The organism is Nonomuraea rhizosphaerae, assembly GCF_019396405.1.
Lineage (GTDB): Bacteria > Actinomycetota > Actinomycetes > Streptosporangiales > Streptosporangiaceae > Nonomuraea > Nonomuraea rhizosphaerae.
Genome location: NZ_JAHKRL010000092.1, coordinates 1 through 11,192, shown reverse-complemented (window position 1 = coordinate 11,192; position 11,192 = coordinate 1). Strand labels below are relative to the sequence as shown.

Genomic DNA, 11,192 nt, shown 5'->3' with positions numbered 1-11,192 from the left:
CGTCCTCGACCGAGATGTCGGGCAGCGCGCCCGGCTGGCCCGCCTGCGGCTCGGGCCTGCCCTCGCGGGCCCTGACGCGTACCTGCTCGTCGGCGGTCAGCACGGCCCTGGCCCGGCGGGCGGCGACGAAGCGCTGGACGAGGACGGCGGCGGCGGCCGCGTACGCGGCCCAGACAGCGACGCCGTCGGAGACCGGGGAGACGGCGGCGGCCAGCGCCCCGGCCGGGACGAGCGCCATGAGCACGGTCAGCCACGGCGTCACCCAGCGGATCAGGTGCGCGGCGATGGCGACGGGCAGCGCCAGCGCCATGAGCAGCGTGGGCGCCAGCGACTGCGGCGGGAACAGCATCATGAAGACCGGCAGCAGCGCGCCCCAGGCCACCAGCACGAGCACGGTCGCGGCGGCGCGCGGGAAACGCAGCGTCAGCGCGACGAACGCGAGCACGAGCAGCGTGATGAGAAAGGTCTTGAACAGGTCCCAGCCGAGCGCGGCCGCCACACCGACGGAGCCGATGAGCACGGCCACGTGCATCACCCGGCGCACCGCCGGTGGAAGCTGGAAATAGCGAAGTCGCACCTGCTCGAACAGATCCCGCGCCGCGGCCCGCCCCGCGGCCTGGGTCCTGCCGGACTCACGCATCACGCCTCCCCGGTCCGCCCCCGGTTATACCGCACCCGACCGACGATTGGGCGGTCCTGACACGCTAGGTGGCGGTGACGAAATCCGCGATGTGGCGGCCGAGCTCCGCGCCGGCGTCCTCCTGGAGGAAGTGCCCGGCCCCCTTGATCACCGGATGGGCGCGCCCGGCGGCGCCCGCCATCGACCTGGTCAGGATGGGCGCCATGCCTCCGGTGATCGGGTCGCCGTCGGAGAAGGCCACCAGGAAAGGGCGGTCGAGGCTGGTCAGGACCTGCCAGGCGGCGCGGTTGGCGGGCGCGGCGGGGTCGTCGGGGGTGATCGGGACGAGCCCGGGCATGGCCTTCGGCCCCGTCTTGTACGACTCGTCGGGGAAGGGGGCGTCGTAGGCGTCGCGTACCGCCAGGGGCAGCTCGGTCGCGCAGCCGGACTGGACGAACCTGGCGATGTCCAGGGCGGGCGAGTTCGTCACCGCGTCCTTGAAGCGGTGCCACAGCTCGGGCATGGGAATGTCACCGGTCGGCAAGCCCGTGTTGGCCGCGACGATCCTGGCGACGCGTTCCGGGTGCTCGGCGGCGAGGCGCAGGCCGATGAGGCCGCCCCAGTCCTGGCCGACGACGGTCACGCCGGTCAGGCCGAGCGCGTCGTACAGCAGGGAGCGGGTCCACTCGACGTGCCGGGCGTAGGTGTGGTCGGAGGTCTCGGCGGGTTTGTCCGAGCGGCCGAACCCGATCAGGTCCACCGCGACGGCCCGCAGCCCGGCCGCGGCCAGCTCCGGCATGACGTGGCGGTAGAGGAACGACCAGGTCGGCTCGCCGTGCAGGAGCACGACGGGCTGCCCGTCCGCGGGGCCCGTCTCGACGTACGCCATGCGCAGGCCGTCCCCCACCTCGGCGTGGCGCGGCTCGTACGGGAAGTCGGGCAGGTCGGCGAAGCGCTCTTCCGGGGTCCTCAGTGTCCGCATGGGTCCGACGCTAACGCCGCTGGTGCCGGCCGGGGAACTCTCCCGTGAGCACCTGTTTGGGGGTGACCCGCAGCAGCCCGGAGTCGGCCACGGCGATGCCGCGCACCTCGACCCAGAACCTGCGCTGCAGCGGGTCGGCCGCGAACACCGCCACCCGCGGGTCGGCCTCCACTGCCTCGCGGGCCTGCGGCTCGGCGACCAGCCGCAGCTCACCCGACGCGGTGACAGTGGCCCCCGCGCCGGCGGCCCTCGGGCCGAGCGGGTCGCCGAAGGCCAGCACGACGCCTCTGGAGTAGGCGAACGCCTGGCGTACCTCGGGGTCGAGCGCGACGGACGGCGTGTCGCCGGCGGGCAGGTCGCACATGACCAGTGACGTGCGGCCGGGGCCGGGCACGCCGCGCCACCAGGCCCGCAGGGCGTGCAGCGCGAACACCACGACGGCCGCGCCGAGCGCCCCGAGGCCGGTCCGCCACGCCCAGGCCGGCCCCAGCAGGCCGCCCAGCGCGCAGGCCGCAGACGCCAGCACGACCAGGGCGATCGCGACCGGCAGCCATCTGTCCTCGCCGTGGCGGGCGCGCCCGTAGCCGGCCAGCAGCGGGTACGGCACCGCCACGGCCAGCACGGCGGCCCTGGGCTCCACGGCCAGCGCCCCGCACACCAGGGGCACCAGCACCGACCAGGTCCTGCCGAGCACGATCCAGAGCGTGACGCCGACATTCCGCCTGGCCGTGCGCTCGGCGGGCACCCGGGTGAACTGGGCCAGCGCCCGCATCGGGCTGCCGCGCCACAGCTCCGCCAGCGTGCGCACGGCCGCCGACACCGGCCAGCTCAGCACCACGATCCCCGCCAGACCCGCCCACACCGGGTCGAACGCCGGCGGCCTGTCCGGCAGGGCGCCCAGCGCCAGCCAGGCCGCGAACGCCGCCACCGACAGCGCCGCCGAGGCCACGGCCGCGCCGAGCCAGGGGTCTCGCCTGAGCATGGCGGGCACGTACGCCCACACGCCGACCCTGCGCGCCTGCCTGACGGTGATCGGGACCAGTAGCGCCAGCACCAGGAACCCGCCGGTCTGCGCCTCGCGCCCCCGATCCAGGACGAGCGCGGCCACGGCGACGGCGATCGTGGCCAGCGCCACCAGCAGCCGGGACTGGCGGGACCACACCTCCAGCGCCCGCCTGGCCCGGCCGCTCTCACGCGGGTCGAGCGGCCAGGCCGGGTCGCGGTGCGCGGGGAGGCGGTCCCAGCGCAGGAAGGTGAGCCCGAGGTTGACGCGGGCCTGCGGGTGGGCGGGGTCGCGGTCGAGCGCGGCCAGGTAGGCGCGCTCGGCGGTGCCGTGCTCGGCGCGCAGCAGCGCCTGGTCGCCGCGGAGCACGTGCGGGTCGGCCTCCTCCGGCGCGTACGCGCGGGCCAGCGCCGCCTGCTCGACGGCCTCGTCCCAGTGGCCGGGGACGCGGCGCAGGGCCGATCCCAGCCGCAGACGGGCCGGCCAGGAGCCCAGCGCGAGGCTGACCGCGTGCTCCGCCGGGGCGACGGCGTCGGCGTCGCGGCCCTGGCGTTCCAGCGCCAGGCTGATCAGCCGGTAGGCCCACTCGCTGGCCGGGTCCAGGTCGGCGGCCGTGGTGGCGGCTTCCAGCGCCGTCTCCGGCTGTCCTTTCCTGAGGCTGGTGACCGCTTCTTCGCACCACTCGCGAGGGGATTTGTCGGAATTATCGGTACTTACCGGGGTCCCCACGCCCCCATGATCGGCTGACTGGACAAGGATGGATAGGTCGGGACATATGGCTGTGTCTCTCTAGAGAGGTGCCCCTGGCCTGTGGATAGACCGATACCGCTGTCCCCACGCCATGGCATGGCCTAAGCTGCCACGCAAGTTCATGTGGGCCTCGAATGTGATCGGATCGGCCTGCAAGGAGGCCAATGACCGTCACTCAGGCCGCGCCACTCCTACGGCGCGCGGTGCAGGGACACCGGGACAACCGCTGGTCCATCCTGGTCCTGCTCTGCCTGAGCCTGCTTCTGATCACCGTGGACGCGACCGTCCTCCACATAGCCGTGCCCGCGCTCACCGCCGCGCTGGAGCCCTCCTCGATCCAGTTGCTGTGGATCATCGACGTCTACTCGCTGGTGGTGGCGCCGCTGCTCGTGCTGTTCGGCACGCTCGGCGACCGCTACGGACGCAAACGGCTGGTGCTGGCCGGGTTCGTGCTGTTCGGCGCGGCCTCGGCCCTGGCCGCCTTCTCCCCCACGCCCCTGGTGCTCATCATGGCCAGGGCGCTGCTCGGCGTCGGCGGGGCGATGATCATGCCCGCCACGCTGTCGCTCATCCGCCAGGTCTTCACCGACAGACGCGAGCGCGCCATCGCGCTGGGCGTCTGGAGCGCGGTCGCCGCCGCCGGCGCCGCCGTGGGGCCGCTCATCGGCGGGGTGCTCGTCGGCCTGTGGTGGGGCGCGGTCTTCCTGATCAACGTGCCCATCCTGCTCGTGCTGCTGCCCGCGGCGGCCAAGCTGCTGCCCGAGTCGCGCCCGAGCGCGCGGCGGCCGTGGGACGGGCTGAGCGCCGCCCTGTCCGTGGCCGGCATCCTGGCGCTGGCGTTCGGGCTGAAGGAGGCCGGGGCGGGCACGTTGCTGCCGTTCTGGGCCTCGGCCCTGGTCTTCCTCGGCGGGCTGGCGTTGCTGGTCTGGTTCGTCGTACGGCAGACACGGCTGCGCTCGCCCCTGCTGGAGCTGGGGCTCTTCCGCAACCGCGCGTTCACCACGGGCGTGGCCGGGGTGCTGCTGGGCGTGTTCGCGCTGGTCGGGCTCCAGCTCATGCTGGCCCAGTACCTGCAACTGGTGCTGGGCGACAGCCCGCTGGACGCGGCCGTGCGGATGCTGCCGCTGGTCGTCTCGGCGATCTCCGGCGGCCTCGCCGCGGCCCACATCCTGCCCAGGGCCGGCCTGCGGGCCACCATGAGCGGTGGCCTCGGCCTCGTCGCGCTCGCCCTCACCCCCACCCTGACCTGGGGCGTCGAGGCCCATCCCGTGATGCTGGCGATCTGCTTCGTGGGCATCGGGTTCGGCGTGCAGGTCGCGCTCCTGGCCGCCTCCGACACGATCATGTCCGCCGCCTCCGAGTCCCAGGCGGGCGGCGCCGCCGCCATCGAGGAGACCGCGTACGAGCTGGGCGCCGGTCTCGGCGTCGCCGTGCTCGGCACGATCACCACGATCGTGTACGCGCCCGCCCTGCCCGCCGTGCCGGGAGTGTCCTCCGGCGGCATGGACGAGGCCCGGCAGTCGCTCGCCAGCGCCGCCCACGTCGCCGGCCAGATCGGCGGCGGGCCCGGCGGCGCGCTCCTCGACGCCGCCCGGTGGGCCTTCGTGAACGCCCTGCACACGACTGTCGTCGTGAGCGTCGTCCTGCTCAGCCTGACCGCCGTCGCCGTGGCCACGCTGCTGCGCCGTGATTGAGGTGTGTGATGTCCCGATTAGGGCAGACAACTACCGTGAAACAGGCCCTCCGCGATCTCGCTTCGCTGGTCGCCCGCTTAGGAGTGGGCGGCATATTCTTCGCGAACGGGTGGACCAAGCTGGAGGACGGCCTGAACGTCACCGGGGACAAGTTCCTCGCCCAGGGCGCGCCCGCGCCCAGAGCCTGGGCCACGATCACCATGCTCACCGAGCTGATCGGCGGCGCGCTGCTGATCGCCGGGCTGATCGTGTCCCTGATCGGGCTGGTGCTGTTCGCCGAGGCGCTCGCCGTCTTCCTGGTCGCGCCACCCCTCAACCCGATCAGCACGAACGAGCTGGTCCTGCTGGGGGTGGCCGCGCTGCTGCTCGCGGTGGTGGGCGCCGGACGGGTGTCGGTGGACCACATGGTGGTGATCCGGCGCAGGGAATCGGCCGCGGCCAGTGAGTTCGCCGCCGAGACGGAGGCGGACGAGGTCATCGCGGCGCTGCGCGACCCGGACTCGCCCGGGTTTCCCGCTCCGCGCAAGGGCGGCCCTTCCGGCGGCTCCGGCCCGGCCGGCTCCGGTGGCGCCACCGGCTCCGGCCCTGGTGGCTCCGGTGGCGGTTCCGGCGGCAAGCCCGCGTCGGGCCGGTCGTCGGCCTCCCGCCCCTCGGGTGGCGAGGAGAGCGGGCCGGGTCTGGAGGACACGGCCCCGCACCCCCGTCCCCGCCGCAGCCCTTCGGCCGAACCGGCCGACGAGCCCTCCGCGTCACCCGCGCCGGGGGACACCCTGGTGGCGGGCCGCAAGAAGCCGCCCGCCAGAGGCCGCCGCACGTCTCCCGACGAGTGACACCCGTGCCCGCCACACACCGTTCGCACCCCACCGGGGGAGCGGTCAGGTCGTGGTGGCGGGCACGTCGTCCGGCGCGGGATCACCCGTACGACGCCGGCGCCGTAGCAGGGCGCCCTGCGTGCAGGCGATCGCCACCATGATGACCACGGCCCCCACCGGCTGGTTCCAGCTCAGCCTCTCCCCCAGCACCACCACGCCGGAGAGCGCCGCGAACACCGGCAGCAGGTAGGTCACCGTGGACGTCGTGGTCACCCCGGCCCTGGCCTGCACCCAGTACAGCAGCAGGTACGCCACCCCGGTCCCGAGCCCGCCGAGCGCGGCCAGGCTCCACCAGACGCGGGCCGGGGCCGAGACGTCGGCCAGCGGCACCCCGGCCACCAGCGTGACCACGCCCACCTGAACGGCCCCGCTGAGCAGCTGTCCGGCGGCCAGCACGACGGCCGGCTCGGAGCGGCGGCCGGTGATGAAGCGGCCCATGTACGCGCCGCCGACGCCGTAGCAGACGGCCGCGCCGAAGCAGGCCAGGCTGCCGCCGAGCTGCCCGCCGGTCATGGGCTGCCAGACGCCGAGCACGACCATGACGCCCGCGAACCCGAGCCCCAGCCCGAGGACGCGGGCCCCGGTCGCCTTCTCGGCGCGCAGTAAGAGCGTGAAGGCGATCGTGCACAGGGGCGTGGTGGCGTTCCAGATGGCGGCGACGACGGAGGACACGTACTGCTCGCCGTAGGCGAACAGGGTGAACGGCAGCGTGGTCAGCACGATGGAGGCGACCTGGAAGTGGCCCCACAAGCGGGGGTCGCGCGGCAGCACCCGCCTGCCCGCGGCCAGCGCGAGCAGCAGGACGGCGGCGCCGATCACCATCCGGCCGAACGACACCTGGAGCGGGTGCAGGGCCTCAATGGTGATCTTGATGAAGAAGAAGCTGTTGCCCCAGATGAGCGCCAGCAGCAGGAAGCCGGGCAGCCACCTGCCCACGTCCTTGGTGCGCACTTGTACGTCCTCCTGATCCGATGACCCAGAGGAGCGTACAAGCCGCCACCGACACTCACAGCTCCGCGGTGAGGCGGGCGACCACCCTCATCTTGTTCATCGCGTCGAGGGCGGCGACCTTGTACGACTCGGCCAGCGTCGGATAGTTGAACACGGCGTTGACCAGGTAGTCGATGGTCCCGCCGCAGCCCATCACGGTCTGGCCGATGTGGACCAGCTCGGTGGCGCCCGTGCCGAACACGTGCACCCCGAGCAGCCGTCGGTCCTCGGAGGAGACCAGGAGCTTGAGCATGCCGTACGAGTCGCCGATGATCTGTCCCCTGGCCAGCTCGCGGTAGCGGGAGATGCCCACCTCGAACGGGATCTTGTCGCGGGTCAGCTCGTCCTCGGACTTCCCGACGAAGCTGATCTCCGGGATCGTGTAGATGCCGATCGGCGGCAGCTCGTGGGTGTCGGTGACGGGCTCGCCGCACGCGTGCTGGGCCGCCAGCCTGCCCTGCTCCATGGACGTGGCCGCGAGCGCGGGGAAGCCGATGACGTCGCCGACGGCGTAGATGTGCGGGACGGTGGTGGCGTAGTTGGCGTCCACCTGGATGCGGCCGCGGTCGTCGGCGGCCAGGCCGGCGGCCTCCAGGCACAGCTCGGCGGTGGTGCCCTGGCGTCCGGCCGAGTACATGACGCAGTCGGCGGGGATCTTCTTGCCGCTCTCCAGGATGGTCAGGGCGCCGCTGTTGCGGCGTTCGACGGCGGCGACGTTCTCGCCGAACCTGAACGTGACGGCCAGGTCCCGCAGGTGGTACTTGAGCGCCTCGACGATCTCCAGGTCGCAGAACTCCAGCATCCGCTCGCGCCGCTCCACCACGGTGACCTTGGTGCCGAGCGCCGCGAACATCGACGCGTACTCGATCCCGATCACCCCCGCCCCCACGACGACCATCGTCTCGGGGACCCTCTCCAGGTGCAGGATCGCGTCGGAGTCGATGACCGTCCTGTCGTCGAACTGCACGCTGTCCGGGCGGGCCGGGGAGGTGCCCGTGGCGATCACGATCTTCTCGGCGGTGACCTTGCGCTCCTCCCGCTCCTCGTTCTCGGTGATGCCGATGGTGTGCGGGTCCAGGAAGCGGCCGGTGCCGTGCATGACGGTCACGTGGTTGCGGCCGAGCTGGCTGCGGATGACCTGGATCTCCCGGCCGATCACGTGCTGGGTGCGCATCCCCAGGTCGCCGACCGTGATCTCGTCCTTGACCCGGTAGCTGGCCCCGTACAGCTCGCGCTGGTTGAGCCCCGTCAGGTAGAGGACGGCCTCCCTGAGGGTCTTCGACGGGATGGTGCCGGTGTTGATGCACACGCCGCCGATCATGTGCCGTCTCTCGACCACGGCCACTTTCCTGCCGAGCTTGGCCGCCGCGATCGCGGCCTTCTGGCCGCCGGGGCCGGTTCCGAGCACAAGGAGATCGAAGTCGTACATCAAACGCACACCTTCCGGCCGAGGGGGGTGGCCGTCGCTTTCCGTACCCATGACGACGTCGTCCGTATCGGCCACCCGCCAAGTGTCCCTCTATTGGGACATCACCGCCAGAACAGGATCCGGCCGTACACCAACGGCCGGGTTACGCGGCGGCGCCGCCGTCCACCACCAGGTCCGTGCCCACGGTGAAGGCGGCGTCCGGGGAGGCGAGGTAGAGGACCGCGGCGGCGATCTCGTCGAGGGTGGCGACGCGGCCGCTCGGGTTGGTGGTCCTCAAGGGCGCCGGCCCGGCCGATCCCCGAGCCGCCCCCGGTCACCAGAACCACCTGATCACGAAATCTCATGACTCGTCCCCCAAGATCTCCAGAACCGGGGGCACAGTTTAGACCCGCCCTCATGGCCGGCCGCGGGCAGGCCGCCCTGGAGGAATCTCCACTCCCGGTACGTCACACTGGGCAGGTGTTCACCCTCAAGTCCCTGGTGGAGGACGGCGAGCTCGGGCTGCGGGTCCTGGTTCCCGGGCCGGACGGCGCCCTGGAGGAGCCGGTCGCCTGGGTGCACACCACCGAGCTGTCCGACCCGTCCCTCTACGTGCGCCCGCGCGAGCTGGTGCTGACCAACGGCCTGTGGTCCGGCCGGATCGCGGCGGCCGGGTTCGTCGCGAACGTCAGGCGGGCCGGGGCGGCCGGCATCGTCTTCGGCCTGCGCCCCGAGCTGCCCGCCACGCCGGACGCGCTGGTCGCCGCCTGCGCGCGGGCCGCGATGCCGCTGCTGGAGATCTCGGCGGCGGTGCCGTTCACCGCGCTCTCCGAGGCGGTCGCCGCCCGGCGCACCGAGGAGCGGCAGAGCGCGCTGGCCGGGATGGTGCGGCGGGGCGACGCGCTGGCCACGGCGATCTCCCAGGGCAGCGGCGCGTCCGGCGTGCTGCGGGTGCTGCGGCGCGACCATGAGCTGCCGCTCGTGGTGGTCGACCGCCTGGGACGCCCGCTGGCCAAGGCCGGAGCCGAGCTGGACGCCGGGCAGCTCCAGGCGGTGGCGGCCGGCCTGGCGCGCCGCCCGCCGCCGCTGGAGGTCGAACTCGGCCCGACGGGCAGCACGGCGGGCAGTGCGACCGGCAGCACGGCGGACACCACCGCAGGCAGTGCGACCGGCAGCATGCCGGGCCGGGCGGCGTTGTTCCTGGTGGGCGCGGTCGGTGACGTGGACGCGGCGCTGGTGTGCCTGCGGCCGCTCGGCGAGCTGACGGCGGCGGAGCGGGAGGCGCTGGAGCAGGCGGCCAGGTTCCTCAGCCTGGAGGTCGCCAAACGGCAGGCGGTGCAGGCCATCGAGCTGCGCTTCGCCGGTGAGCTGCTGGAGATGGTGCTGTCGGGGGGCAGCCGGGCGGCGGAGGCGCGCGGGCGGCTGGAGGCGTTCGGGGTGGACGCGGACGGGCCGCTGACGGTGTGGGCGCTGGCGTTCGCGGACGGGGAGGCCACGCTGCCCGGGCTGGCCGAGGCGGCCGGCGAGTTCTTCGTCTCCGGCGGGATCCCGGTGGTGGTGGCGGGCGGGTCCCGCGACGTCGTGGCGGTCCTGCCGTGGCGCGGAGGCGACGACGGGACGGCGGCCGGGTCGGAAAGGCGGCGCGGTGAACGCGGACAGGTCACCCTGGCCGAGCGGCTCGTCGCGGCCGTGGCCGAGCGCTTCCCCGGCCGCCGTCCCGTCGTGGGCCTGGGCGGCGTCGCGAGCGACTCGGCCGGGCTGCGCGAGCCGCTCGTACGCTCCCGTGAGGTGTGCCAGGCGCTGCGGCGCGACGGCCGCGGGCCGGCGGTCCGCACGTTCGCCGGGCTGTCGGCCTACCGGCTGCTGCTCGGCACGCAGGACGCCGGCGCCCTCCGCACGCTGTTCGGCGGCGTGCTCGCCCCGATGCGCGAGCTGGACGCCAGGCGGGGCGGTGAGCTGGAGGCGACGCTGCGGGCGTTCCTGGAGCACGACGGCCACTGGGCGGCCACCGCCGCCGCGCTGCACGTCCACGTCAACACCCTGCGCAACCGGCTGGCCAAGGTCACCGAGCTGACCGGCCGCGACGTGACCCGCACCGCCGGTCGCGTCGACCTGTTCCTGGCGCTGCAGGCCGCCGACATGTCATGAAATTTCGGGAACTACGGGAACTAGGGGGGCGGACAGCCGCCACCGGCGGACGTTGTCCAGGGTCACCATCGGCTCCAGCATCGAACGGTCGAAGCGCTCCCCCGCCGCCCCCTCCGCCAGCCGGCGCGGCAGGTCAGGGCTGGCCAGCGCGCCCCTGGCCACCGAGACGAAGTCGGCGTGCCCGTCGCCCAGCACCCGCGCCGCCTGCCCGGGGTCGTGCATCCCGCCGTTGGCGATCACCGGCAGCCCCGTCACCCGCCGGGCCAGCCCGGTGATGGTGTGCCCGCCGTCCAGCCGCGCGGTCTCGATCCAGTCCCGGCCCTCGCTGGCGATGTGCAGGTACGTCGCCCCCGCCCGCGCCAGGGCGGCGAAGATCGGCTCCGCGTCGCCGGCGGGCCAGCGGTGCTCGAAGTCGTTCACCTTGGTCTGCGACAGCCGGACGCCGACGCACCAGTCCGCGCCCATCTCCGCGCGGATGGCCGCCACGACCTCCGCCGTCAGCCGCACCCGGCCGGCGACGGACCCGCCGTAGGCGTCGTCGCGCCGGTTGGTGTAGCCGGTGAGGAACTGGTCCAGCAGGTACCCGTTGGCCGCGTGCACCTCCACGCCGTCGAACCCGGCCTCGCGGGCGTTCACGGCGGCGCTCACGAAGCCGGCCAGCGCCTCCTTGACGTCGGTCTCGCTCATGGCCCGGGGCGTCGGCCACGGGCCGTGCCCGCCGTACTC

General features: G+C 73.6%; 9 protein-coding genes and 1 pseudogene. 3 read left to right on the top strand and 7 right to left on the bottom strand.

What is annotated here, in order from left to right; genetic code table 11:
• The 3 genes and pseudogenes from KME77_RS04475 to KME77_RS04465 form a co-directional block, all read right to left on the bottom strand.
• Positions 1–640 (bottom strand): annotated as a pseudogene (locus KME77_RS04475) (AAA family ATPase); the annotation flags it as partial.
• Between the two features lie 64 nt (positions 641–704).
• Positions 705–1,601 carry a haloalkane dehalogenase gene (locus KME77_RS04470; protein WP_219462231.1) on the bottom strand — a complete coding sequence of 299 codons (897 nt, stop codon included), beginning with the start codon at positions 1,599–1,601 and terminating at the stop codon, positions 705–707.
• 10 nt (positions 1,602–1,611) lie between these two features.
• Positions 1,612–3,333, bottom strand: coding sequence for a tetratricopeptide repeat protein (locus KME77_RS04465; protein WP_219462229.1), 1,722 nt, complete (start codon positions 3,331–3,333; stop codon positions 1,612–1,614).
• Between the two features lie 185 nt (positions 3,334–3,518).
• On the opposite strand from KME77_RS04465, the gene KME77_RS04460 reads away from it, so the two are divergent.
• Together KME77_RS04460 and KME77_RS04455 are read left to right on the top strand one after the other, a co-directional pair.
• Positions 3,519–5,048: an MFS transporter gene (locus tag KME77_RS04460; protein WP_219462227.1), complete on the top strand. Its 1,530-nt coding sequence runs from the start codon at positions 3,519–3,521 to the stop codon at positions 5,046–5,048.
• A 35-nt stretch (positions 5,049–5,083) separates the two neighbouring features.
• Entirely contained in the window at positions 5,084–5,878 is a 795-nt protein-coding gene (locus KME77_RS04455) for a DoxX family protein (RefSeq protein ID WP_219462225.1), read from the top strand.
• 45 nt (positions 5,879–5,923) lie between these two features.
• On the opposite strand, the gene KME77_RS04450 is transcribed toward KME77_RS04455, so the two are convergent.
• The 3 genes from KME77_RS04450 to KME77_RS04440 all read right to left on the bottom strand — a co-directional run bounded on the left by KME77_RS04450 (position 5,924) and on the right by KME77_RS04440 (position 8,616).
• Positions 5,924–6,871, bottom strand: coding sequence for a DMT family transporter (locus KME77_RS04450; protein ID WP_219462224.1), 948 nt, complete (start codon positions 6,869–6,871; stop codon positions 5,924–5,926).
• A gap of 55 nt (positions 6,872–6,926) precedes the next feature.
• A complete protein-coding gene (gene sthA, locus KME77_RS04445) occupies positions 6,927–8,339 on the bottom strand; it encodes a Si-specific NAD(P)(+) transhydrogenase (protein ID WP_219462223.1) in 1,413 nt (470 codons plus the stop codon).
• A gap of 142 nt (positions 8,340–8,481) precedes the next feature.
• Entirely contained in the window at positions 8,482–8,616 is a 135-nt protein-coding gene (locus tag KME77_RS04440; protein ID WP_219462222.1) for an SDR family oxidoreductase, read from the bottom strand.
• 182 nt (positions 8,617–8,798) lie between these two features.
• On the opposite strand from KME77_RS04440, the gene KME77_RS04435 reads away from it, so the two are divergent.
• Complete coding sequence (locus KME77_RS04435) at positions 8,799–10,466, top strand: helix-turn-helix domain-containing protein (RefSeq protein WP_219462221.1); 1,668 nt, start codon at positions 8,799–8,801, stop codon at positions 10,464–10,466.
• On the opposite strand, the gene KME77_RS04430 is transcribed toward KME77_RS04435, so the two are convergent.
• The coding region (locus tag KME77_RS04430) for an oxidoreductase (RefSeq protein ID WP_219462220.1) at positions 10,461–11,192 on the bottom strand (732 nt) is incomplete at its 5' end. The two genes, KME77_RS04435 and KME77_RS04430, sit on opposite strands and share 6 nt — an antisense overlap.

What these genes read in the sequence shown, in the direction of transcription:
- KME77_RS04470 (WP_219462231.1), bottom strand. Translation starts at nt 1,601, where the DNA reads ATGCGGACACTGAGGACCCCGGAAGAGCGCTTCGCCGACCTGCCCGAC.
- KME77_RS04460 (WP_219462227.1), top strand. Translation starts at nt 3,519, where the DNA reads ATGACCGTCACTCAGGCCGCGCCACTCCTACGGCGCGCGGTGCAGGGA.
- sthA (WP_219462223.1), bottom strand. Translation starts at nt 8,339, where the DNA reads ATGTACGACTTCGATCTCCTTGTGCTCGGAACCGGCCCCGGCGGCCAG.